Below are 22,509 nucleotides of genomic sequence, written 5' to 3'. Positions count from 1 at the left end.
GTTCCCCCTAGGAAAATTGTTTTAAAGTGTTTTCGGCTTCTTCAAGAAGAGCTTTTCGCTCTTCGTCTTCAGCACTGGTTTGCAAATCATCTTTTTCGAGATCTGTTTCTTGTCCAGTAACTGAGCGTTTTTCATTGTTTTTCGTGTCAATTTCTCGTAAATCCACTGAAATAGAGGTCTGTGCATACGCTGGAATAGGAGTGAACGTGATTTCATACAAATCCACTTTCCTGATGATCCGGAAATAATCTCCGTCCTTCTCTTCCCAATCCTGGTCCAAAACTCTAAAACCAATTGAGCAGCCGCCAATAGTTCCGCCGCGTACCAGGTCCATGATCCTGCGATCAAACTCGAAGTTCTTTGGAATCAGTTCAAAATAGAGCCCTTCATCCCGTTTTTCGAGTGTCAGATTATCCACCGTGGCGCCCATAAGGTCTCTCCAGCTGTGGTTAAACAATGCGTAGATTACATGGCCATCAGACAGTGTTTCGTCCATTGAGTCACTGGTGAACTTCTCATGGAAGGTGTCACCCCACCAATCCGCCAACTCAGTGAATTGTTCAAACACGGCTGCATAACCGGTTAACACCTCCACCTGTTTCCCATTGGCTTCACGTTTTTCAACTAAAACATCCTTGGTTTTCAAGGTAAAAGTGCGTTTTTCATATAATTCAACTGAATCCTGCTCAATCACCTGACCGCGCTTTTTATGATGCTGTTGGTTCTTTTTCATTCCCTGCCCTCACCTCCTTTCCAGCCTGTTCAATAGGATACAGGTCACCACTTACAAAGAGTTGATCGCCACCATCCACAGGAGGCAGCTCCTCAAATGCCCTTACCTCATTCGGTTTGAACCATCCGGAACGGATTCCTTTGAAATAGAACTCTCCACGGGTGGTTGTGTCGGCACGCAAAAGAGCGTTCACATTGAACTTGAAATAAAGTCCACGCAAACGCTCTTCTCGAGTAAGTAATTTTCTATTCATTTCCTGTTCGTACTGCCTCACTATCGGCAGCATGGTGTTCTGAGCAAACTCCAAGGACATTTGTTCCATGCTGGAGAAGCTCTGACCCTCAGTTTCCCCTAACATATGCACCGGCATATTGTAGACGTTGGCCACACGGGACCTAGTCACTTTTTCGGCCTGAAAAACCTTTGTGTCGATGAATTGGCTCTGAAGCTTATCGATTTCCACTCCAGCTTCTTGAATGAGCACTCCACCATTTTCAGAATAAAATTGCCGAAAGTTATCAATTATCTCTTTTTTCTTATCCGGACTTAAATTAGAGGCATATTTTAGGATGAAAGAATACTTTGCTCCATCCATCTGATCCAAGCTGAATGTTCGCACCTCCTGATCAAACTCCAATGTGTTCTTTAGAACATCGATTGGACTTAAGCCTTTATATCCGGTGGTGTGGATATGCTTAACATGGATCATATCATGGTTATGAACAAGAGTTTTCCCTTTGTCCCCATCGATTTCATACCATAGCTCCCGCGAATTAGCTTCAATCATTGGCCTTACTTTCAAAGGGTCCAGGATCCACAGGGATTCGACCTGTTCAAATTCATCGTACAATTTCAATGCGTATCCATTTCCCTCTGTATTCCTATGGACTTCCAAAGTCCTGAAAAAGTCGAAGGAAGTCATATTAGGATTAGGAGAATTCATCAGTATGTCCGATGATCCATTCATTACAGGGTTAAATTCCTTGTACAGCTTAAGTGGCAAAGTGGCCATTGAATTAGATAATTTAGATACAGCTGAAAAGATCGTTTCATTGGTTGCCAATTTATTCGCTGGATTTGTCAGGTTAATGATTCTTGGGCTAAACCATCTGGTGAAGTTATACCCACTGCCCTCATAGCTACGTGTCTGGACTCTGAAGATACGTCTTGCCGTGGTCTTTATTGCGCTGAATATATTCAATTAATCACCCCCCTTAACAGCTGGTTAATGGATACAAAGCTAATGTCGCCATTGCCGGCCGGCTGCACAAACTTTTTCATCACTTCTGTATGAGCATTCAGGAAAGCAGCAAAGCCATCGATTTTTCTATATCGACCTTGCTTTGTAGGCAGCTTATTTCGATTTCGGTCTTCAACCATCTTGACGTTGTTGACGTACCATCGAAAAAGCCTGTTATTATTAAAAATAATATTCCCATCTAAGAATCTGTCTTTAACATCATCCACTGCTGGCCCCAATGTTAAATGGCCTTGGCGAACTATTTGGGTTTGGAACCCATAATTCTTAAGTGCTTCATTCAACCCGAACGCTTTTGCCGGGTCATAGGTGATGAGCTCAATTTGGAATAGTTGAGACTTTTCAACAAACCAATCATAAATGAGTTCCTTATTGATGTATTCACTTTTCACAATCGTAAGCAGACCGTCCTTTTCCATTCCTCGGTAATCGATTTTTTCATTTTCCAGAAGCACCTTCTTTTCTGGTACCCAAGAGTGAGAGATAACAAATACTTCACCTGTCTCAAGGATTGGGAACTCCAAGCAAGCACTGGTAAAGTCCTCTGAATCGGATAGATCATAACCTCCTATACAAGGCACCTTAAAGAAGTCCTCTTCATGTCTCTCTTTGTTATTCTTTTTGATGGTATTAAAGTCCAGGAATGCCTGCTCTGAACTGTTGACGAAAAGATTGAATCGCTTGGTGATAAAGTCATTGCGCTCCTGTGGAGTCCGTTTCGCCTTATCCCAATCCTCTATCATATCTGCCAGCTTGATAGAGACACCCATATTAGGGTTTGCTTTAACCCACATTTCCGGTTGATCGAATTCCTTCTCATCGTCCAATTCAGCCAGGTAATAAAAGGTGCGTTCGTCAATAATTAATCCATTAAGCGTGTCATGCCCCTGTTCATAGTAGTTTACGAGTGGACCATCCAGTTGATAGCCGGCCGTAGTAATGTAAATAAGCAGAGGTTGATCACGTGATTGGCGCGAATTTTTTATGACGTTAATGAGCTTATAATCTTTGTACTCATGAATTTCATCAAATACCCCGATATGAGTATTTAATCCATCCAGTTTCTCTGAATCGGATGCCTGAGGCTCGATTTTGGAGAATGTTTTATCAAAATGAATCGCATCCCTTAATGGTCTGAATCGCTTTCTCAACTTTGGTGAGGATTTGATCATTGCCTTGGCTTCATCAAAAAGGATTCTTGCCTGCTTCATTGAGTTGGCCAGTAAAGGAATATCAGCTCCGTTTTCTCCGTCCTTGCTCACCCCATAAAGAGAAACCCCGGAGATAAGAGTGGTTTTTCCGTTTTTTCGACCAACAAAAATAAGGCCCTCTTTGAAGCGCCTTAGACCTGAGTCTTTATGGATCCATCCAAAAAGACTCCCTAATATGAAATGTTGCCACGCTTGTAGGATCAGCTGCTTAAAGTTCCCTTTTGAAGGTTTGCAGTATTTTTCGATGAATTGTATAGGTCGATGGCCTAATTCTTCATCAAAAATGAATGGAAATTCTTCAGTTCCAGCCTTTTCTAAGTCATTTAAGTGGCGTTTACAAGCTAAAATAACCTTTTCACTTGCTATTATATTCCCTTTAACTACTTGCTCAGCGTACCAGGTTGTTAGTAGTTTGGTAGAAGGTTTTGCTAAGACATTTATAATGCCGGTTTTATTAGAAGTCGTCGAAATCGTCTTCATCCGGCTCATCACCATTCTTTAATTTCTTACGCTGCGCAGGAGTTAAGCCTAGGGATTTTAAAAGGTTATTTAGTGTTTGAACAGTCTTAGTCAATTCAATAGAAAGGGGGTTCTTAACCAAGTTTTTCGCCCCTGCCTTATTTGTATATTCGTACATTAAATCCGCGTCTTTTATTTCCTTCTGGAGTCTCCTATAAAACTGATGAGTTTCTAAATACAGCTTTATTAGTTCTTCATCCGATTCTTTATAAGAATCCCCAAGATATTCTCTTATCTTTTTTGCAGTTGGAACAGCCAAGTGTTTACCCCCCTTTCATGAAAACTTTATCCGCGTTGCAAAAGAAGGGGCACAGTCGGTCCCACCAATATCGAAAAATTCACTTCAAGGCAGGGGGGCTATGTCACTTCCGGATTCGGTTTCGATTTGATTACTCTAATCTTATTACTGATTCGCTTTACATTCTTCTTTGCTCGATCAGGATGTCGTTTGTTATGGCATGGATGGCATAGGCTGACTAGGTTATCGAGGTCCAGCGCTTTCTCTGGATGGTCTGCCAGTGCCTCGATATGATGGACCATTTCTGCAGAAGTAATAATATTTTTATTGAAACAATCTTGGCATAAATAATTGTCGCGAGTTAGTGCAAGTTGCCTGCACTTCTCCCATGCTGTGCTCTTATAGAAAGCACGGGACTCTCTATTGCGTTTGTGTTTATCATAAGCGTAATGACTTTTCATAATTTCACTTCCCTCAAAAATAGAAAAAGCACCTTTTTTGAAGGCACTTAAGATGATTTGTCTGTATCTTTTTTTTCATAATTCATAGATTTGAGTATGGCTTCCTTTATAGATGATATTCTCCCAATCGATACTTCTATATCAAATTCTTCGTTTAGTATATACTGTATCTCTCTATTGGAATAACTAGGGTCCCTCTGTAATATTTTTTTGATTGTATAATGTAATTTATACGCTCCCATCAAACCACTACTTGGTCGTGAAATGGACTTTTTATTATTTTGATCTAATTCTATATTCACTTCTTTAGTTATTTGAGTGCTTAAGGAACTTAACATCTCTTTTACTTCATCTTTAGTGTAACTTTCCTTTTTTCCTTCTGCTGTTATCTCCTCAATTGCTTCTTCAGTAACATTTTGAATAAACTTTTCATCTATTCTCCTTAAATTTTCATCAACAGTATTGAGTTTCAACTCTATACTGCTTAATATCCTTGATGTTAAATAATTTACTCTTCTACTTTCACCATCTTGTTTTAATGCTATAAATATAGCTACTAATGCTAGTGCGATTGATACAGAACTCGAGATAAATGAGAATAAATTAATTACATTATGATTATCTCCTAACCTAATAGTAAGTATTAATATGATTATTGAAATCAATACACCTATAACCCATTTCCAATCCCTATCATTCCATTTTAATTTACTATCCTGTTCATTATAATCCATTCTAATCTCCCCCAAAAATAGTCAAGGTCCCACTACTATAAAAAAGCATCCCGAAAGGATGCCCTAATCTAATTGTTCAATTAAGCTCTCTAGGATTCGGCCCTTAACATTTTTATCTGTCTTTGCCGCTTCGATCTCTTCTTCAATACGGTCTAATTTTTGCTCTAATGGCTCGAGGAATAATTCATTAATTTTATTTTTGTAATGACCCTTGTGATATCTATTGTGCACCTGAGCAGCTATTTGGTACTTATATTCCAGTACCTCTTTTTCATTTTCTAGATTTAATAACCTTAACCTTAAATTATCCTGTTCTTGTTTTAATTCTTTTCTCCATTGTTCCTTTGCAATTAGAATATTGCTTTCCATATTATCATCTCCTTTCGCACTACCAATTCGACAAAAGGTAGCAATTTCCTGCAAGAATTTTATAAGGACATTCACTAAAACAGTTCGCAAACCATCCTGATCCATTCGCTAATCAGCTGTGTTACTTTTTCCTAAACGATGCATTTTAAGAAGCCGGGTATGAATTCAAATCTTCGCAAAAATGCTTCATTTTGAACAAAAGTGAAATTTGTTAACCCTAAAAAAAAGCTTCCTTCACTTTTAGGAAGCTTGCTTTATTATCTCAATACCATAATAACATGCGGAAAACGAAATCCTTTGCACTTTTTCTGCCACTATACTGACAAGTTTCTGCCATTTTTTTATTCATTAAAGACGAATAACTTAGACATGTCAGATGTAATTTCCTCATGTAAATTATCCATTTCTAATTTTTCTATATCTACATGAATTTCTTCTAGACCCATAGAATCTAAGACGATTTGCGCAAAATCGTCTTTAGCATTTTTTTGAGCTTCAGGATTTTTCCTCTGATGATTAATTATTCTGTTTAAGCTACCTGTAAAAAGATCAGCAATTTGAATCAGTTTCACATGCTTTGAATCAACAGGAACAAATTTATTCAACTTAATGTTATCTCCGTAATGGATTTTTAATTTATCAACAATTGTGTCCTGGATTCCTTTAATCCTATAAGGACTTTCTCCTTTTTCTTCATCTTTTAAGTAACTTAATTGTTTAGGAAAAGAAATTCTATTGTTCTTTTTTTCATGCTCAATTCCTATTCTAACTATCTGGTAAAATAAATCAGATATTAAATCGTCAATATGTTTTTTAATATTCTTTTTATTAACTGCAATAGCAGTAAAACTAATAACATCTGAAGCGATGGACATAAAATAACTAAAAAACTCTTTGTATATATCAATATTGTTACCGTTGTTCTTAATATCAACAAAGTGAAATTCACCAGGAACCTGAACTCCAGCAGTTTTTTTTCCTTTAACCCAAGTTTCTAATGACCTTACTATTTGTCCATTTCTTTTTTCATCTAAAATCCATAAGCTTCCTACCACGACGAAATCGTCGTTCTTACCTGTTTCGTCAGCGTATATATAGATAATGGGCATTTCAGGTTTTGATTCTATTTGAAATTCCTTTTCCTTTTCCTCTTTGCTCCTTCTAAACTTCCTAACTTTTTCATCAGCTGGAAACAGACCATATTCATTTTGAATCTTTGCTCTTGCCCTAGCTACAGAAGTTAACCTTTCAAAAAAATACATATCTTTTTTCTCAATGCTATCACTTTTATGTCCTTCGAAAACCTCCCAAAACTTCAACATTAATGATACATCTGAATTTCTCGTGTGAGGATATTTATTTAGAATCAATCCTACTTTGTTAAGAATAGTGTTGTTTTTTTCCTGTTCAATTTCATTTATTAATTTATTTGCAAGAACTCGACGTTTTAATTCTCTTTCTAGTTTTTTTCTTTGTTGTTCATCTCCAGAAGGTGTGTTGTTTTGCATTTTTAATTCCCCCTTTTAGATAAACAGGTATTTCGACATTCTTTTTAAAATCCCTTCTTTTAATTATCCTTATCTTATATTTTGTTGAATTCGCCTAAAGGCCGGAAGCCTTGGTATATATATCATTTTACAACTTCCTAAAAATGAATTATACAATTAATTTTTTTGAGTAATTTTTATATGCAAAAAAAAAAATGCCCATTTGCCTCTCAGCAAATGAGCCTATATTTTAAACCTATTCATAGCCTTATCCATACTATCTTGGTTGACGCCAATATATCGCAAAGTAATCTGAGGTGAGCTGTGATTAAATATCTCCTGCAGCATAGCGATATCCTTGGTTTGATTATAGAAATGATAACCGAAGGTTTTTCTAAGTGTATGGGTTCCTATTTCATCCAAGCCAAATTGTTCAGCTGCAATTCTTAATATCTTATACGCCATGTCTCTGCCAATTGGCTTATTCTTGCCTTCTCTGCTCCTGAAAAGGTAATCCTCATCGTCTTTACCTTCAATATAGTATTTCAGCTCTCTCTTCAAGGCTGGTGTGATTTGAATACGCTTCTGTTTACCGGTCTTGGTTTCTCGCAAGCTGAAGTGACTTTTCTTAGCGTCCTTCACCTTCAACGGCAAAATATCCGAAATGCGCAACCCAGAGTTAATGCCGGTAACAAAAAGCATGTAGTTGCGCTCATTTTCCTCTTTCAAATGCTTCTTAATCTCTGCTATGATTTCCGGATCCCTAATTGGCTGCACAAAGTTCATGCTGTCACTTCCTTCTCTTCATAGACTTCAATCTTCAGTGAAAATGCAAGCTTGTAAAAAGCTCTTCCCTTTACTCTGTAATATTTCCGTTCACTCATGCCAATTTCATTATAGATTTCGTAATCAAATACATCTTCTTGATCCATGTATCTCTTTATAATAATGGCTCTCTCCCACTGAGTGAGACCATTTACAGCCTTAATCATACGAGTTAGATAAAGTTGCATTTCCCTCTCTAAATCAGCGTTCATGATAGCTACATCTTCTGTAGTTGAGTGAAATTGATTTGTGTTAGATGGTGGAATAATGGAATATGACTGAGTAATTTTAGGTTTGTTATCAAATTGCCTCAACAAAAGTATTCTGTATTTCTCCAATGCTGATTCTACAGCTTTCCTGGTGGCATTCCGATTAATGGACGGTAAGTTGAAATCCGAAAGATTCCCCATTTTATCTACCCCAATCTTTTTATTTTTGTGTAAGGGCCCCACTACTATCCTCGCGCTTTTGTTCTGCCTCTTTCTTTTTCTTAATAGGCATTTTATTTTTAGCTGCCCATTTCGAAAGTTCTCCCTGGATTGTTCCCATATTAGACCTCCTTCCCAAAGAAATAAGGACACCGATAAAACCAGGTAACTCTGGCAATCAGTGTCCTCACGTTTTATTCTCGATCTCGGACTTTATATTAAGCTGATTTTTCCATCAATAGCCTAAAGGTTTCTTTCCCTTTTGGTGTAATTAATGGCTGGACTCCTGCTTTGCCGTTCCTTTCAAAGTCTTTTAACTTAAACAGTTCTGGCACGTACTTTCCATATGGTTTCAACTTTCCAGTTTGATCACGATAAACGTATCCTTTTTCCAGCAACCAGTTGATGAAAGACCTTTGGCCAATTTCTAATTCCTTTGCAGTATCTCTGAAATTTGTTAACAAGTTTCTATCCACCAATGCATCAAAGTATTCGGCTTTCGGTTGCATGATCGCAAGCTGCTCATTCTGTTTCCGCACCGTTTCCAGGGTAGCCCTGAACATGATTTTTGTCTGATTGTCGGCATGTACCAAGTAAGTATTGATGAACATGTCTTCATTTGATACATAACCACCAGTTTTTCTAATAGTCGGAATAACTTCATGAGTCACCCAACGTTTGAATTGTTTTGCTTCGGGTTTACGACTTCCAAAAATCAAGGTGTAAAGACCAGGCTCGTTAACGATATTTACTACTCCTCTAAAACCCTCAGTTGAAATGAGGTCTTTTTCATCTTCATCCAATCGCTTTAAAGCTTCAGTTGGATTTCCGATTTCCAAGACATCACATACATCCTTTGCAACAAACCAGACCTCTTCACCTTTTGTAATTGTCCTTACTTCATTTCGTTCGTAATTGAAAACCTTCTGTAGTTGGCACAACTCTTACCCCTCCTTCAAAAAAAGAGGACACCAATTAATAGCAACCACATTGCCAATTAATCAGTGCCCTCACGTTTTATTCTCGATCTCGGACTTATTCAATTCCTTATAAGTCCATTATAGAGAGTTTATGATTAATTAGGAAAGACACATTATTTCTTTTACTATTTACACCAGTAAATCTACGGATTGTTCAGTAACTTGGTGTGACTATTACGCAAGGGATTGCTGTGCATCTAATTGTTCACTGCCAATCCTCCTAAACTGGTTTCAAAATTGTCACATTTATCCTCTTATAATTTAATTAACTAATTGGTAAAATTATACTTACGTACGTCTTATTTTTTCTAAATAATGAAGGATGTTGGTAATGTCTGTTTCGAAAAATTTTATTGAAATACAGTTAGAGCTCTTTAGAGAAAGATTGATTGAAATCACACAGACTTATGGTGTTGATAGCATAGAAACGAAACGATTTACCCTTAGATATAATGAACTATTGCGCAGACACCAAAAGTTAAATAATTAATTCCACTATTTTATAAAGAAAAAGTATAGAGGTATTGATATGGAATGTATGAAAATAAAGAAAGAAATTCTTTTATTCAAAATAGAATATTCTAAGAAAGAACTAGTAAACATTGTTCATTTAAAAGGATTTAATGATCCAGAAACCATAAGATTAAGCCAAAATTTAGATGAATTAATAGTTAAGTACCAAAAGTTATTAAATTAATATCTTCCAAGGGAATTCCCCTTGAGTCCTCCAATGGATTGCTTTATTTGACAAGCAAGGTAGCCATTAAGATATGGGTCCCCATGCTTCATGGCTTTTTGGGTTTCAGTTATAGAGATATATGTACCAAAGGAGCAATTCCTTTGGTACGGTTTGTTAAGTTATTATTGGGTATAGATTATTGATTGTTCTTTAACAGAGTTCACTTTCCTCAAACGTAACTCTTTTGGATTTACCGCTTGTTGTTTCAACAATGGTTAGACCATGTAAGACCGCCTCACATTTGAATGCCTTTCCTTTGTTGCCATCCAAAACTAGGACAAGGACCCTGCCTGGTTCTATTTTTTGGCTGATGGACATATCTTGATTATTGATCTCTATTTCCGTTAATCTTTTTTGCATTCTGACACCCCTGCCCTATGGTATAATTAAGGTGTCGATAACTTTTGATTGCCAGACCGCCCGTCTGGCAGTTTTTTTATTTCAGGGAACTTTTCTTCCCACCTTCGCTCCCATTCTATTGATGCTGACTTATTACCAGCAAGACACTCTTTGTTTAGAAGAAACAGTGATATAGTCTGATAGTTTTCTGTCTTCATTCGCGCTCCTTTCTTTTTGGTTTTCATATAAATCATGCTCCATCTCACATAATTTAGAACAAAACATGAATTGCTTTGATTGGACAGTAAAAGTAGCACCACAATTCGAACACTGGCTGTATAACCTGCATTATCCTACTCTCCTTTTCTGACAATCTCTCCTTCACCGACATCCCGTATTAGAACATCTTGGCAGCATGATGGACACTGAATTAGATGCTGTTCTTCAAAAGCTTGCTCGACTGCAAAAGTGACAACACAGCCACCACATTCGTATATATGGACTAATATATTCATGATTAGACACTCCTTGCTAGCTGGCACCTATGGCTTATGTATAGACGCTCCAGTTCGGATAAAGGCAGTTGATTAAGATTTTCTTTATACAGGTCAGATTTCCAGAGTTGATACTCAAGAAACATTCTCCTCTTTTGCACTGCTTCTAGCAGGATCCCCATCTCCATCCCTCACTTTTTAAATTTTTTTAATTCTTGTTCCAGAGCTATTTTCTCTGCTTCAAAGTCAATTTCTTCTGATTGAACTGGTTCAGATTGTTTGGCAGCTGTTTGTTGTTGATGGGCTGCGAACCATTCAGGGGGTTGTTCTCTTCTCAGGGGCTTTCTACTGCCCTTTGGCCTATCTCGTTGCCTTGACTTATGCTCTCTGAATGCTTGTTGTACTGCTTTGGCATCATCAGCAGTTTTAACCTTCTTATCTGCCCAGGACCTTAAAATGCTTTCAACGTAGCTCCACTTTTTAGATCCGTTCTCTACAGCAAGCTTCAAGGCCTCCATGACAACCTCGTCTGTAAGGTCATCACACCATCCGGTTATTTTCTGAGACATATAGCCTCCAATGGTTCCGAAACCATTTTCCTCAAAAAATCGAAACGGATTTTCCTTTTGCACCAGCGCATCTTCTTCAACTTCTTTTAAAATCTCTGAAGTACTCTCTGTAGTAATCTCTGGTATTGGTCTGTTCAAATTGAACACATGGTCTGTCCATTTTGAACAGATGATGTGCTCATTTTGAACAGATGCACTGTTATGCATTTCATCATTTTGAACAAAAGCGCCATCTTGCAAATTATCATCTTGAACAACCGCGTCACTATGCATTTGTTCATTTTGAGCAGATGGTGTGTTCAACCCCTCTAATTCTTCGTAGTTGATTGTGTACCACTTTGTCCTGTCAAAGTTCTTTTTGTTGAAATTTCCACTAATCAATAAGCCGATGCTTTCCAATTTTGAAATGGTTCTCCTAATCGTGCTAATGGACCAGAAAGGGAATTGCTCCTGCCAATCCTCTTGGGTGTTATAGACCCACTTCTTTTCCTCATAGCAATGCTTACTTTCTTGTAGCCAATAATTTAATTGCTGCAGGAATATCGCCTCGTTGAGTCCTACTTTTTCTGCAAGAGAAGGCAGCACAATGATGGGTTTGTCATCCAGTAAAAGTTTGCTCAAGCATTTCTCCTCCTCTTTTTCGTTTTGATTTCTACTAAAACTAAACAAACAGCGAAATGATTTTGACCAGTTCCAGCCTATATTCTGGATATCGAGTTTTCCTAACAAGGATTAAAAAATTTTGCTCCGATAAATCATCGTTCTGGATTAACAACCATTCTGAGAGCAATACATTCGTTGTCTTGGAGGTAAGCAAGGCTTATGCCTCTATGAAAATATGAACATGGTTATTTTGATTGACCGGCAGTTGCTCTCTAACTTCTTCTGCCTGGTCATGGCACTCCAACACACTTTCAGCATCAATAAAAGCCTTGTGGACAGTCTGGAAGCAGTTATTAATTTTGACTGCAAAATCAACCTCAAATAACATAAGTTGTCCTCCTTTTGAATAAAATTTACTGTACCTTTTCTTTCTTCTGTTCTCTGATCAGCGTCTTATATCTTTGATTCACAGCAACTGGGGTACGGTCGAGTTTTTTCGCTAAGTGATCACAAGTAACCAGATGGAAATGGTTTAGCAGATAAAAATCTTCTTCCACGGTCCAAGGCTTTCTAGTAAGACCTTCAAGTGTTATTGATTCATTAAATATTGACGGTTGCTTTTCAATGTTCTGGAAGAGTACTTTAGATAAAGACCGCAACCTTTCCCCAACTGGACATTGAGTGTTGCAAATGCCATTTTGGTTTTTACCATTGAATTCACAGCCCTTGCATTCAATGTCTAAAAGATTGTGTATCTTTTGCCTTATCCTTCGCTTTTCAGTGCGATCCATGTTATCCCTCCTCTCTCTTTCAACGCGCACCGTAATGAGCAGGAGAATGTAAAGGGGGAACACCTAAAATGCCAGATAGATGCACTCCTGGCCATTACGGCAAGAATTGAAGCTTCTTGCCCTAGAATGGGTTCTAGTGGTATAGTGAATTTGGATTCTTGAACATATATTCAAGCAGTGAGTGTTGGAGCACTTGCTGCTTGCTTTTTTATGTGTACCTTTGGCCCGTTTGTCTGTTGGAAATAGATACGGATCTGCTCAATCTCCATAGCAAGTATTCTATAATGCTGTGATTCTACAATTTTATCCGCGTTGCTCAACTTCTTGGCATATGAATTAAGAGACTGTGAGATGTAGATCATCTCCATTCCGTCGAGCTCGACTACACGATTCATCCCCCCAACCTTAATGAGTGCAATGTCAAAAAGTTGTTGCCCAATCCCTACCAAGGTTTTACTGTGATTCCTCATAGCATTCTTTACCATTTCTCTTTGGACTGTTAATAGATATAATCTCTGTTTCACGCTATATCTCCTTTTTCTTCTGAATTTAAATTTATGCCTTCCCCTACTAATAGGTGGCTTTGGTCAACTTTTTTGCACATTAGGTATCTTTTTTACGACTTCTATTTACCACTTATTTATTTAATTTCCTTACCTTCAGACTAAGCTTCCAAGCTTTAAAAACGTCCTTCATAGAAAATCGGTATTCCCGGCAAAGCACCCCTACCAAGTTGATAATGCTTGAAGCTGCATCCAGCAACTCTCCTACAACTCGTTTGATGTCCTCCCTTTCTGCATCTGTTCTCGTATGTATTGGTTTCGACCATGAAACCATGTCTAGTTGTTGTAGTGCTTCAATAGTTTCTTTTTTAACCAAAAAAACCATACTTGCAGGATGCTGATCCACATATTCACCATTAAAATAAGGAATGGCTACTTCACCTGCAGCATCCTGCCAAGTGTTGAAATAAAATTCCACATCATCCAAAGCTTCTGCAATTGGGCGTCTCATATCATTCGGCAGCCGCCTTGATCCTGTTTCATACTTTGCTAAGCTCTCCCGCGATATTGGAAGGTCCATTGATAGTTCTTCTTGTGAGTACCCTTGCCTTTTCCTCGCACTGGCCAGCATCTCCCCGATGGCCATTTAACCGATTCCCCCTTTTGTACCAAAAGTATTGTGTATTTGTGACCGAGAGTTGTTTTATACTGTGGGTAAGCTATTATTGAGGATGTCTCCTAACCCAATTCAGTAAGAAATCTTTACATTCATTCGCTGGAAAGACCCATTTCTTCCCTACTTTGTATTTAGGAAATTCCGGATCAAAGAAAAATTCTTTTTGAATGAAATTCCAACTCATGCACGTTCTTCTCATTAACTCTTTTGAATCCCAAAAAACCAGCTCTGATTCAATCTCCTTTAATTTTTCCTGGAGTTTTTCAAGGTAGAGTTGCTTTACTTCCTGTTCATCAATTTTGATGTCTAACACTTGTATTTCTCCTTTCAATAGGACATTCTAAGGTTTACTATTAACCCTGTTATTTATCTGAGTTTCTTGGACTTTCTCAGCAAAGAATAAAATATTTATATTGGTTTCAAGTATTTCGGATACAACATATGCAACATCTAAAGTAGGTTTAGAATAACCATTCTCCCAGTTACTAATTGTAGTTTTCTGGCACTGAATTTTTTCTGCAAGTTGTTCTTGAGTTAAGTTTTTCGCTTTCCTAGCATTAATTAAATTAATGTTTTTATTCAACCTTATCACCACCTATATCCAAGTAACTTGAACTTTATAACACGATTATAAGTCCAAGAATATTGGATGTCAACAATAAGTATGATTTTTTTGGACTTTTATTTATTTTTATCAATAATAAAGTACAATATATTTGAACTTTATATAATAAGGGGAAATTGCCATGCTTTCAAAAAGATTAAGAATGGCAAGGAAAGCAAAGGATTATACTCAAGAAAAACTTGCTTCTCTTGTTAGTACGAAGAAAACTACAATTTCAAATTACGAAACAGGGTATAGCTCTCCATCTAACGAAATGTTAAATGATTTAGCTGATGTTTTAGAGGTATCAACAGACTACCTACTAGGACGTACTGATGAACCAACAAAAGTTATTGTTCAGAAAGAAGTAGAGAAGCAAGATGAAGAAGACGAGTTAGAAAAGCTACTTAATGACCCTGATGTGGAATTGTGGGCAAAGGAATGGTCGGAATCGACAGAAGAAAACCGCAAGATTGCACTGGATTTGTTAAGGAAATTAAATGAAGTTGAAAAGGGACGCAAACCTGGTGATCGCCAAAAATAATTAATTAAATATAGGCCGTTTTCGGCTTATTATTTTACTCTCCAAACCGAACACACGTTCCTTATAGGAGGACAATCATGGAATACCAACTCACACCATTAGAACAGGAAATTAAAGAGCTTTATCATTCTTACAGCATTTACCGCCCGGATCAAATAGATATGCAAGATCTAGCTTACAAAATGGATGTATGGCTTCACCTTCTCCCTATTAGCAGCAAAGCAATCAGTCGGAGAGGATTGAAAAGTATCATAATCGACAGCCGAAAAACTGAACCTGAACAATGGGAAGATTTCGGGCATGAAGTGAGTCACCTTAAGTACCATGTTGGAAATCAGCTTTGGATTCGTAACGATCTTGTTGAGTATCAGGAAACCAAAGCAAACAATTTCGCCCGTCATTTTTGTGTCCCAACTTTTATGTTGCTAGATTCTGGCCTGCCTGCTACATGGGCAGAAGCGATGTTGTTCGTAATGGAAACATTCAATGTAACTGAAATTTTCGCAAAGAAAAGGCTCGAGCATTTCAACAACCAAGTGATTGGTTTTGAATTCCACGAGGCGTTAAGGCATGAATGGAGGGCGATTAATAAAATGGAATCAGTTTACTGCACCAAAATGAATCAAGAAGTTTTATCATTAATTTTACGAAAGGAGGTGAAATAGATGGCCGACATTTATAAATACAAAAGGAAAGACGGCAAAACGTATTACGAATATCGAATACGATATAAGGATCCTATTACGAAGAAACCGAAGGAAAAGTCAAAAAAAGGGTTCAGGTCCAAACCTGAAGCGAGCCTGGCAGCTGCAGAAATGGAAAAGCAATTACTCGAGGGAATGGAAGTTGGAGATGTATCTCTTAAGATCTTCATGTACTTCTGGTTGGATGAATACAAAAAGGAAAACATTCGTAAAAACACATATGAATTGCATGAGCAGAATATCCGCTTGCATATTCTTCCCTTCTTCCAGAATGCGAATCTTAAGGATGTCAAACCAATGATGTATCAAAGATTTATTAATCATTTGGATGAAAAAGGATACAGCAGACGAACTATAACGATAATTCATGGCACCATGTATTCAGCATATGAAAAAGCTATGATTATCGGGAAAACAGATAAAAACCCCTGTCATGGAGTTACACTTAAAGGATATGTCAAAGAGAAGGAAATGCAGTTCATTGATTCAGAAGACATTCCACTATTTCTGAATACAGCATACAAATACGGTTACATCCACTGGATCTTCTACAAAGTCCTATTGGAGACCGGCTTACGTAAAGGGGAAGCTGCCGCACTTCAATGGACGGATGTAGATTTGAAGGAAAAGGTCATTCACATATCCAAAACATTGGACTTTAAGGAAGCGAGCAAGAATCCTGATAAGATGTTTGGAGATACCAAAACGTATAATTCGAATCGATCATTTAGAATTAGTCAAAGCCTGGCGAATGATCTTCATTTCCATATGAAATGGCAAAACCAAAACAAATTGAACCTGAATGGATTCTATAAACATGACTACAATCTCGTGTTATGCAGAGAGAATGGAGACTACATGCCAAAATCCAGTCTGTATAATTCTTTCTCCAGAATACTGAAGCGTGCTGGCATTGCTTCTATGCCAATCCATTCTACAAGACACACACATGCAGTTCTTTGCCTTGAGGCCGGCATAAGCATGAAGGAGTTGCAGGAACGACTAGGTCATGGAAGTGAACGGATAACTTCGGATGTCTACGCTCACGTTTCGAAGAAGATGGAACAGGCAGCCATCGAAAAGTATGAAGAGCGAACGAAAAATCTTTTTTAAATTCCGGGGCAATTCTGGGGCAGTTTGTAGATCGATAGAAAATCGCCCCAATAAGAAAAACCCTCAATACCAATGGTATCAAGGGTTACACTTCTTAATACATGCTCATATACTGTTCGCGCTCCCAAGGGTGAACCTGCGTACGGAACATATCCCATTCGATTTCTTTTGCTTCGATGAAGTGTTCGAGGATGTGGTCGCCAAGTGCCGCGCTGATGATTTCGTCTTTCTTCAGCTGGTCAAGCGCTGCTGCCAGTGTTGGCGGCAGATCATCGATTCCTTCCTCGACGCGCTCTTCTTTGTTCATTACGTAGATGTTGCGGTCTACTGATGCTGGAGGAGTCATTTTCTTCTTGATTCCGTCCAATCCTGCTGCCAGCAATACTGCCATTGCAAGATATGGGTTTGCTGCAGGGTCAACACTGCGGACTTCAACACGTGTACTCATTCCGCGTGACGCCGGGATACGGATCAATGGTGAGCGGTTCTTTGCGGACCATGCCACATAGCAAGGTGCTTCATAACCAGGAACCAGACGCTTATAAGAGTTTACAGTCGGGTTCGTAACTGCTGTGAAGCCAGCTGCATGCTTCAATGTTCCAGCGATGAACTGGTACGCTGTTTCACTTAGTTCAAGCCTCTCATCAGACGGGTCGTAGAAAGAGTTCTCGCCGTTGCGGAACAATGACATGTTGCAGTGCATTCCGGAACCGTTCACTCCGAATAATGGCTTCGGCATGAATGTAGCGTGAAGACCATGCTTACGTGCGATTGTTTTTACGACAAGCTTGAAAGTTTGGATCTGGTCACATGCTGTCAATGCATCGGCGTATTTGAAGTCGATTTCGTGCTGTCCTGGAGCAACCTCGTGGTGGGATGCTTCAATTTCAAAGCCCATTTCTTCAAGTTCAAGGACGATATCACGACGGCAGTTTTCACCCAGGTCTGTTGGCGCAAGGTCAAAGTAACCGCCGTTGTCGTTTAGTTCAAGTGTAGGTTCGCCATTCGCATCAAGCTTGAACAGGAAGAATTCTGGTTCTGGTCCAAGATTGAAGTTGGTGAAGCCAAGCTCTTCCATTTCCTTGAGGATACGCTTAAGGTTTCCGCGCGGGTCACCAGCAAATGGAGTGCCGTCTGCATTTTTGATATCACAGATCAAGCGTGCAACCTTTCCTTTTTCAGCTGTCCAAGGGAAAATGACCCATGTATCCAGGTCAGGAATCAGATACATATCAGACTCCTCGATTCGAACGAAACCTTCAATAGAAGAACCGTCGAACATCATTTTGTTATCAAGCGCCTTTTCAAGCTGACTGATTGGAATTTCCACGTTTTTAATCGTTCCAAGAATATCTGTGAACTGCAAACGAATGAATTTAACATTCTCTTCTTTTGATAAGCGGATAATATCTTCTCTTGTGAATTTCTTAGCCATTCTTCGTTTCCTCCTACATTTTACTTAGATAATTTTTAATGGAAAAATCTCGACATGTCTCCGCGGTCTGTTGAACGGTTGAACCGGCCAGCCTGCAGGAGTTCTTTGCGAAGCAGTTTGCGCAATTCGGAATCCGAAAGTTCACGCCTTGTCTTTTCGGCTTGCTTCTTCTCTTCAGCACTAATGACTGATTCTTGCTTCACATTAAATATCTTCTTGATGCCTGCCATGTTGACCCCCTGGTCAATCAAATCTTTGATTTCAAGGAGTTTATCGATATCGTTCAGGGAAAAGAGCCGTTTATTGCCTTCCGTTCTTGCCGGAGAAATCAATTCATGCTCCTCATAATAGCGGATTTGCCTGGCCGACAAGTCTGTCAGCTGCATAACAATTCCGATGCTGAAGAGCGGCATGTTCCGGCGAATTTCACTTCCGCCCATTTGATTTCTCCTCCTTCCCTCTTAAGATATTTTCATTATATTCAATGTAAGATATGTTGTCAAACATATGTTAGATTATCTCACATGAAAATTCATAAAAAAAGAACAGGACCGACTTAGCAAGCGTCCTGTTGTATATTAACCTATTTTAAAATAATTAAACCTTTTTCTATTAAAGAATCAAGAGCAATACAGATTGCTATTTTCACATGGGAATAGGTTAAGCCCCCCTGTATATAAGCGACATATGGCGGCCTGATCGGTCCGTCTGCCGTCAATTCAATGCTTGCACCCTGGATGAATGTACCAGCTGCCATGATGACATCGTCCTCATATCCTGGCATGTACGCCGGATGAGCCGTCACATGTGAATTGATTGGTGATGCATATTGTATTGCCTGGCAGAAGGCGACCATTTTATCACGGTCATCAAATTGGACAGATTGAATCAGGTCGGTCCGCGCTGCATCCCATTTCGGCGAGGAATTCATTCCGAGGCGTTCCAGCATTGCCGAAGTAAACACAGCCCCCTTCAGTGCCTGGGCGACAATATGCGGGGCCATGAAAAAGCCCTGGTACATCTCCTGAAGTGCATATAAGGAAGCACCGGCTTCTGCTCCAATCCCTGGGGACGTCATCCTGTATGAACAAGACTCGACATACTCTTCCCTGCCGACGATATATCCGCCCGTCTTGGCAATCCCGCCGCCTGGATTCTTGATGAGTGAACCTGCCATCAGGTCCGCTCCGACATGACACGGCTCCTGCTCCTCGACAAACTCTCCATAACAGTTATCAACGAACACGACAACATCTGACTTGATTTCTTTTACGAATTTCACCATTTCACCAATTTCATTTACTGTAAAAGAAGGCCTGGTCGCATACCCTTTCGAGCGCTGGATGCCAATCATCTTCGTTTCGGGCTTGATTGCCTTTTGGACGGCATCCCAATCGACTTCTCCTCTTTCCGTGAGGTTCACAGTATTATAGGAGATTCCAAATTCCTTCAGCGAGCCATTGCCAGTACCGCGGATGCCAACGATTTCTTCAAGTGTGTCATAAGGTTTCCCCGTAATATACAGGAGCTCATCACCCGGGCGGAGGATTCCGAACAGCGCGATTGAAATGGCGTGGGTTCCGGAGATGATTTGCGGACGGACAAGGCCCGCTTCTGCACCGAAGACCTCTGCGTATATTTTCTCAAGCGTCTCCCTTCCGGCATCATCATATCCATAACCGGTTGTCGGGATAAAATGCGAATCGCTGACACGGTGTTTCTGAAAACTTTGCAATACCCTGAATTGATTGGAATCAATCCGTTCATCTATCTTCTTGTGTATATCGGCAATTTGCTGCTCAATCTCGCTGACAAGCGGCTTCAGCTTCTCGCCATTTTTCAATTGTGTAAACATGCTGCTCTCCTATCTTACTATTTATATCTTGAATCGCTTCAGCTGGCCGGTAATTTGGTGGTCAGCTAAAGAGAACCCTCTGCAAACATAACCTTGCTTATCTTCATCAAAAGCCAGCTCACGCAGTATCGTTTCATTTTTCAGCTGAGCCAGCAATTTGCCTTCATCCGAAGGGACGAGGACATGGAACGGCTCCATCATCCCAATGATGGACTGTTCAATTTTTAACAAAAGGTTTTTCCTGTCGTCTTCGCTGAATGCACTGATAAAAGCTGTCTCATTCTTCGCATTCGGCACAAAATCCTGATGGGCAATATCCCGTTTATTATAGACAGTGATTTGCGGAATCTGGTGAACTTCAAGATCTTCCAGCAATTTATTGACTGTCTGTTCATGGGAAAAATAATCCTGGTTCGACATGTCTACTACATGGAGGAGCAAATCGGCTTCCCGGACCTCTTCAAGCGTCGAACGGAATGCAGCGATCAATGTCGTCGGCAAGTCCTGGATGAAACCGACCGTATCCGTCAGCAACGCAGTGAAGCCGCTTGGCAAAATCGCTTTCCTTGTCATTGGGTCTAGCGTCGCGAATAGCTGGTTTTCTTCAAAGGATTCCGCTTCTGTCAGGCGGTTGAACAAAGTAGATTTTCCGGCATTTGTATAGCCGACCAGAGCTATCTGAAACGCCTTGTTTTTCTTCCTTCGCTCTCTGTAACGGTCACGATGCTGAACAATGACCGACAGCTGGATTTTGATATCATCGATTCGCTTGCGAATATGGCGGCGGTCAGATTCCAGCTTTGTTTCACCTGGACCTCTTGTTCCAATTCCGGCACCAAGACGGGACATTTCAATCCCTTTTCCTCCCAGTCGTGGAAGCAGGTATTGAAGCTGGGCAAGCTCAACCTGCAGCTTCCCCTCCTTAGAACGCGCTCTTTGTGCAAAAATATCAAGAATAAGCTGGGTGCGGTCAATTACCCTCGCCTTCAGTCCGGCCGAGAGGTTCCGATTTTGGCTTGGGGACAGCTCATCATTGAAAATGATCAAGTCAGGTTCAAGCTCTTCCTCCAACGCCTGAAGCTCTTCAACCTTCCCTTTTCCTATGTATGTTGCCGGATGGACCCTGGGCCTTTTTTGCACAACCTGAACCAGGACCTTCCCTTTTGCTGTTTCTGTTAGAGAGGCAAGCTCTTCCATCGAATATTGAAAACGAAGATCATCTTCTTCCGTCGTCTGGCAGCCTACAAGGATCACTTTTTCAAGCAAGTTTTCTTGTTCCAAATAGCACCCTTCTTTCCTTATATATCGCTACACCCATCATACCAAAATACTGCAGCAAACAAAAATTTTCAAAGACAGACTTAAAGTGGTTGTAAATTGGAATAAACATGTTAAAATCAATATGTTTTCAATTTCCTATTTTAGTATTCAGGCATTATTTTAACAAGAGGAGCAAAGCGAAATGACATGGGAAGTACTCAGCATGATTGGAACAATCGCATTCGCGATTAGTGGGGCGATCGTCGCCATGGAAGAAGAGTATGACATCTTCGGAGTTTATATATTGGGAATCGTGACAGCGTTTGGCGGCGGAGCCATCCGAAACCTTCTCATTGGAGTTCCGGTATCGGCCATTTGGGATCAAGGCATGTTCTTTAATTTGGCCCTGCTGTCGATCACGATTGTTTTCTTGTTCCCTGGCAATCTCTTAAAGCACTGGCAGCGTTGGGGTAATTTCTTCGATGCCATTGGGCTGGCTGCCTTCGCGATTCAGGGAGCGATGTACGCTTCAAATATGGGTCATCCATTAAGCGCAGTCATAGTAGCCGCTGTATTGACCGGAAGCGGCGGAGGCATCATCCGCGACCTACTTGCCGGCAGAAAGCCGCTTGTATTGAAGGCTGAAATTTATGCTGTCTGGGCCGTTCTCGCCGGACTTGTAATCGGCCTTGGAATGGCTGACAAAGCGGTCGAGCTTTACAGTTTATTTATCATCATCACAGCTCTTCGGGTGTTGTCATACACATACAAGTGGCACCTGCCCGTCCGAAAGCTTGGCGTTCACTAGAAACTAATATGAAAGCAAAAAAAGCAGAGACATTTGAACCGAACCCAAAAAGTTAGACACAAAATATTAGGCAGCCTGAGGGGCAAGAGTTCGGTATTGTACCGGACTCTTGCCTTTTAATTTTGCCTTAATACGATCGTGGTTGTAATAATAGATATACTTCTCCAATTCCTGTATAAAGTGCTCCATACTCTCAAATTCTTCTAAATAAAGTAGCTCACTCTTTAAT

The 22,509-nt window shown here is 39.7% G+C and carries 29 protein-coding genes; 5 read left to right on the top strand and 24 right to left on the bottom strand.

All coding sequences use genetic code 11. The features are described from left to right. Positions 1–7: 7 nt before the first annotated feature. The 11 genes from EJA10_RS22490 to EJA10_RS22440 all read right to left on the bottom strand — a co-directional run bounded on the left by EJA10_RS22490 (position 8) and on the right by EJA10_RS22440 (position 9,204). Complete coding sequence (locus tag EJA10_RS22490) at positions 8–733, bottom strand: HK97 family phage prohead protease (protein ID WP_125482247.1); 726 nt, start codon at positions 731–733, stop codon at positions 8–10. Further along, positions 708–1,928 carry a phage portal protein gene (locus EJA10_RS22485; protein WP_246017931.1) on the bottom strand — a complete coding sequence of 407 codons (1,221 nt, stop codon included), beginning with the start codon at positions 1,926–1,928 and terminating at the stop codon, positions 708–710. The genes EJA10_RS22490 and EJA10_RS22485 overlap by 26 nt, the downstream gene beginning before the upstream one ends. A 2-nt stretch (positions 1,929–1,930) precedes the next feature. Next, complete coding sequence (locus EJA10_RS22480; protein WP_125482246.1) at positions 1,931–3,682, bottom strand: terminase large subunit; 1,752 nt, start codon at positions 3,680–3,682, stop codon at positions 1,931–1,933. Next, positions 3,657–3,980, bottom strand: coding sequence for a P27 family phage terminase small subunit (locus tag EJA10_RS22475; RefSeq protein ID WP_125482245.1), 324 nt, complete (start codon positions 3,978–3,980; stop codon positions 3,657–3,659). Before EJA10_RS22475 ends, EJA10_RS22480 begins: the two co-directional genes overlap by 26 nt. A 98-nt stretch (positions 3,981–4,078) precedes the next feature. Further along, positions 4,079–4,420 (bottom strand): HNH endonuclease, encoded by a 342-nt coding sequence (locus EJA10_RS22470; RefSeq protein ID WP_125482244.1) that lies wholly within the window; start codon positions 4,418–4,420, stop codon positions 4,079–4,081. A gap of 47 nt (positions 4,421–4,467) precedes the next feature. Then, the gene (locus EJA10_RS22465; protein ID WP_125482243.1) at positions 4,468–5,154 is read right to left on the bottom strand and encodes a hypothetical protein; all 687 of its coding nucleotides are present in this window, start codon (positions 5,152–5,154) and stop codon (positions 4,468–4,470) included. A 63-nt stretch (positions 5,155–5,217) separates the two neighbouring features. Next, a complete protein-coding gene (locus EJA10_RS22460; RefSeq protein ID WP_125482242.1) occupies positions 5,218–5,628 on the bottom strand; it encodes a hypothetical protein in 411 nt (136 codons plus the stop codon). A gap of 236 nt (positions 5,629–5,864) precedes the next feature. Then, positions 5,865–7,031: a DUF3800 domain-containing protein gene (locus tag EJA10_RS22455; RefSeq protein WP_125482241.1), complete on the bottom strand. Its 1,167-nt coding sequence runs from the start codon at positions 7,029–7,031 to the stop codon at positions 5,865–5,867. Positions 7,032–7,253: 222 nt separating this feature from the next. Beyond that, positions 7,254–7,796: a site-specific integrase gene (locus EJA10_RS22450; protein ID WP_125482240.1), complete on the bottom strand. Its 543-nt coding sequence runs from the start codon at positions 7,794–7,796 to the stop codon at positions 7,254–7,256. Then, positions 7,793–8,245, bottom strand: a complete 453-nt coding sequence (locus EJA10_RS22445; RefSeq protein ID WP_125482239.1) for an ArpU family phage packaging/lysis transcriptional regulator — start codon at positions 8,243–8,245, stop codon at positions 7,793–7,795. The genes EJA10_RS22450 and EJA10_RS22445 overlap by 4 nt, the downstream gene beginning before the upstream one ends. A gap of 236 nt (positions 8,246–8,481) precedes the next feature. After that, the gene (locus tag EJA10_RS22440) at positions 8,482–9,204 is read right to left on the bottom strand and encodes a BRO family protein (RefSeq protein WP_125482238.1); all 723 of its coding nucleotides are present in this window, start codon (positions 9,202–9,204) and stop codon (positions 8,482–8,484) included. Between the two features lie 568 nt (positions 9,205–9,772). Between EJA10_RS22440 and EJA10_RS22435 the strand changes: the two genes are divergently transcribed. Next, on the top strand, positions 9,773–9,940 hold the full coding sequence (locus tag EJA10_RS22435) for a Spo0E family sporulation regulatory protein-aspartic acid phosphatase (RefSeq protein WP_342773949.1): 168 nt from the start codon (positions 9,773–9,775) through the stop codon (positions 9,938–9,940). 192 nt (positions 9,941–10,132) lie between these two features. Here EJA10_RS22435 and EJA10_RS22430 read toward each other — a convergent pair whose 3' ends face one another. The 8 genes from EJA10_RS22430 to EJA10_RS22400 all read right to left on the bottom strand — a co-directional run bounded on the left by EJA10_RS22430 (position 10,133) and on the right by EJA10_RS22400 (position 14,540). Continuing rightward, positions 10,133–10,342: an XtrA/YqaO family protein gene (locus EJA10_RS22430; protein WP_125482237.1), complete on the bottom strand. Its 210-nt coding sequence runs from the start codon at positions 10,340–10,342 to the stop codon at positions 10,133–10,135. A gap of 664 nt (positions 10,343–11,006) precedes the next feature. After that, positions 11,007–12,005, bottom strand: coding sequence for a DnaD domain-containing protein (locus EJA10_RS22425; protein ID WP_125482236.1), 999 nt, complete (start codon positions 12,003–12,005; stop codon positions 11,007–11,009). A gap of 199 nt (positions 12,006–12,204) precedes the next feature. Further along, positions 12,205–12,375, bottom strand: a complete 171-nt coding sequence (locus EJA10_RS23610; RefSeq protein WP_170169225.1) for a hypothetical protein — start codon at positions 12,373–12,375, stop codon at positions 12,205–12,207. A gap of 25 nt (positions 12,376–12,400) precedes the next feature. Next, positions 12,401–12,778 (bottom strand): zinc-finger domain-containing protein, encoded by a 378-nt coding sequence (locus EJA10_RS22420; protein WP_125482235.1) that lies wholly within the window; start codon positions 12,776–12,778, stop codon positions 12,401–12,403. Between the two features lie 170 nt (positions 12,779–12,948). Next, entirely contained in the window at positions 12,949–13,173 is a 225-nt protein-coding gene (locus tag EJA10_RS23160) for a hypothetical protein (protein ID WP_142999697.1), read from the bottom strand. Between the two features lie 241 nt (positions 13,174–13,414). After that, positions 13,415–13,927 carry a helix-turn-helix domain-containing protein gene (locus tag EJA10_RS22410; RefSeq protein WP_125482233.1) on the bottom strand — a complete coding sequence of 171 codons (513 nt, stop codon included), beginning with the start codon at positions 13,925–13,927 and terminating at the stop codon, positions 13,415–13,417. Positions 13,928–14,003: 76 nt separating this feature from the next. After that, the gene (locus EJA10_RS22405) at positions 14,004–14,270 is read right to left on the bottom strand and encodes a group-specific protein (RefSeq protein WP_125482232.1); all 267 of its coding nucleotides are present in this window, start codon (positions 14,268–14,270) and stop codon (positions 14,004–14,006) included. 27 nt (positions 14,271–14,297) lie between these two features. Then, complete coding sequence (locus EJA10_RS22400) at positions 14,298–14,540, bottom strand: helix-turn-helix transcriptional regulator (protein WP_125482231.1); 243 nt, start codon at positions 14,538–14,540, stop codon at positions 14,298–14,300. 163 nt (positions 14,541–14,703) lie between these two features. On the opposite strand from EJA10_RS22400, the gene EJA10_RS22395 reads away from it, so the two are divergent. From EJA10_RS22395 to EJA10_RS22385, 3 genes are all read left to right on the top strand, one after another. Then, positions 14,704–15,105, top strand: a complete 402-nt coding sequence (locus EJA10_RS22395; protein WP_125482230.1) for a helix-turn-helix domain-containing protein — start codon at positions 14,704–14,706, stop codon at positions 15,103–15,105. Positions 15,106–15,182: 77 nt separating this feature from the next. Next, the gene (locus EJA10_RS22390; RefSeq protein ID WP_125482229.1) at positions 15,183–15,770 is read left to right on the top strand and encodes an ImmA/IrrE family metallo-endopeptidase; all 588 of its coding nucleotides are present in this window, start codon (positions 15,183–15,185) and stop codon (positions 15,768–15,770) included. Beyond that, positions 15,771–16,922: a tyrosine-type recombinase/integrase gene (locus tag EJA10_RS22385; RefSeq protein ID WP_125482228.1), complete on the top strand. Its 1,152-nt coding sequence runs from the start codon at positions 15,771–15,773 to the stop codon at positions 16,920–16,922. A 94-nt stretch (positions 16,923–17,016) separates the two neighbouring features. Here the strand turns inward: EJA10_RS22385 and glnA are convergent, their stop codons facing one another. The 4 genes from glnA to hflX form a co-directional block, all read right to left on the bottom strand. Further along, entirely contained in the window at positions 17,017–18,357 is a 1,341-nt protein-coding gene (glnA, locus tag EJA10_RS22380; RefSeq protein ID WP_125482227.1) for a type I glutamate--ammonia ligase, read from the bottom strand. Between the two features lie 35 nt (positions 18,358–18,392). Then, entirely contained in the window at positions 18,393–18,797 is a 405-nt protein-coding gene (locus EJA10_RS22375) for a MerR family transcriptional regulator (protein ID WP_125482226.1), read from the bottom strand. 143 nt (positions 18,798–18,940) lie between these two features. Continuing rightward, a complete protein-coding gene (locus EJA10_RS22370; RefSeq protein ID WP_125482225.1) occupies positions 18,941–20,212 on the bottom strand; it encodes a methionine gamma-lyase family protein in 1,272 nt (423 codons plus the stop codon). Positions 20,213–20,233: 21 nt separating this feature from the next. Beyond that, the gene (gene hflX / locus EJA10_RS22365) at positions 20,234–21,493 is read right to left on the bottom strand and encodes a GTPase HflX (RefSeq protein WP_125482224.1); all 1,260 of its coding nucleotides are present in this window, start codon (positions 21,491–21,493) and stop codon (positions 20,234–20,236) included. A gap of 181 nt (positions 21,494–21,674) precedes the next feature. On the opposite strand from hflX, the gene EJA10_RS22360 reads away from it, so the two are divergent. Further along, a complete protein-coding gene (locus tag EJA10_RS22360; RefSeq protein WP_125482223.1) occupies positions 21,675–22,280 on the top strand; it encodes a trimeric intracellular cation channel family protein in 606 nt (201 codons plus the stop codon). A gap of 66 nt (positions 22,281–22,346) precedes the next feature. On the opposite strand, the gene EJA10_RS22355 is transcribed toward EJA10_RS22360, so the two are convergent. Beyond that, positions 22,347–22,509, bottom strand: a 163-nt coding sequence (locus tag EJA10_RS22355; protein WP_142999696.1) for an IS3 family transposase, incomplete at its 5' end; no start/stop codon positions are given.

The organism is Mesobacillus subterraneus (assembly GCF_003937825.1).
Classification (GTDB): Bacteria; Bacillota; Bacilli; order Bacillales; family Cytobacillaceae; genus Mesobacillus; species Mesobacillus subterraneus.
Note: the sequence above shows the minus strand (reverse complement) of the source record. Positions and strands in the feature narration are given on the sequence as shown.

Bases quoted from the DNA above. Each gene is read 5' to 3' on its own strand.
- EJA10_RS22480 (WP_125482246.1), bottom strand. From the start codon at position 3,682: ATGAAGACGATTTCGACGACTTCTAATAAAACCGGCATTATAAATGTC.
- EJA10_RS22420 (WP_125482235.1), bottom strand. From the start codon at position 12,778: ATGGATCGCACTGAAAAGCGAAGGATAAGGCAAAAGATACACAATCTT.
- EJA10_RS22445 (WP_125482239.1), bottom strand. From the start codon at position 8,245: ATGGGGAATCTTTCGGATTTCAACTTACCGTCCATTAATCGGAATGCC.
- EJA10_RS22430 (WP_125482237.1), bottom strand. From the start codon at position 10,342: ATGCAAAAAAGATTAACGGAAATAGAGATCAATAATCAAGATATGTCC.
- EJA10_RS22410 (WP_125482233.1), bottom strand. From the start codon at position 13,927: ATGGCCATCGGGGAGATGCTGGCCAGTGCGAGGAAAAGGCAAGGGTAC.
- EJA10_RS22435 (WP_342773949.1), top strand. From the start codon at position 9,773: ATGGAATGTATGAAAATAAAGAAAGAAATTCTTTTATTCAAAATAGAA.
- EJA10_RS22375 (WP_125482226.1), bottom strand. From the start codon at position 18,797: ATGGGCGGAAGTGAAATTCGCCGGAACATGCCGCTCTTCAGCATCGGA.
- EJA10_RS22370 (WP_125482225.1), bottom strand. From the start codon at position 20,212: ATGTTTACACAATTGAAAAATGGCGAGAAGCTGAAGCCGCTTGTCAGC.
- EJA10_RS22395 (WP_125482230.1), top strand. From the start codon at position 14,704: ATGCTTTCAAAAAGATTAAGAATGGCAAGGAAAGCAAAGGATTATACT.
- EJA10_RS23610 (WP_170169225.1), bottom strand. From the start codon at position 12,375: ATGTTATTTGAGGTTGATTTTGCAGTCAAAATTAATAACTGCTTCCAG.
- EJA10_RS22465 (WP_125482243.1), bottom strand. From the start codon at position 5,154: ATGGATTATAATGAACAGGATAGTAAATTAAAATGGAATGATAGGGAT.
- EJA10_RS22450 (WP_125482240.1), bottom strand. From the start codon at position 7,796: ATGAACTTTGTGCAGCCAATTAGGGATCCGGAAATCATAGCAGAGATT.
- EJA10_RS22360 (WP_125482223.1), top strand. From the start codon at position 21,675: ATGACATGGGAAGTACTCAGCATGATTGGAACAATCGCATTCGCGATT.
- EJA10_RS22470 (WP_125482244.1), bottom strand. From the start codon at position 4,420: ATGAAAAGTCATTACGCTTATGATAAACACAAACGCAATAGAGAGTCC.
- EJA10_RS23160 (WP_142999697.1), bottom strand. From the start codon at position 13,173: ATGAATCGTGTAGTCGAGCTCGACGGAATGGAGATGATCTACATCTCA.
- glnA (WP_125482227.1), bottom strand. From the start codon at position 18,357: ATGGCTAAGAAATTCACAAGAGAAGATATTATCCGCTTATCAAAAGAA.
- EJA10_RS22460 (WP_125482242.1), bottom strand. From the start codon at position 5,628: ATGGATCAGGATGGTTTGCGAACTGTTTTAGTGAATGTCCTTATAAAA.
- EJA10_RS22390 (WP_125482229.1), top strand. From the start codon at position 15,183: ATGGAATACCAACTCACACCATTAGAACAGGAAATTAAAGAGCTTTAT.
- EJA10_RS22385 (WP_125482228.1), top strand. From the start codon at position 15,771: ATGGCCGACATTTATAAATACAAAAGGAAAGACGGCAAAACGTATTAC.
- EJA10_RS22490 (WP_125482247.1), bottom strand. From the start codon at position 733: ATGAAAAAGAACCAACAGCATCATAAAAAGCGCGGTCAGGTGATTGAG.
- EJA10_RS22455 (WP_125482241.1), bottom strand. From the start codon at position 7,031: ATGCAAAACAACACACCTTCTGGAGATGAACAACAAAGAAAAAAACTA.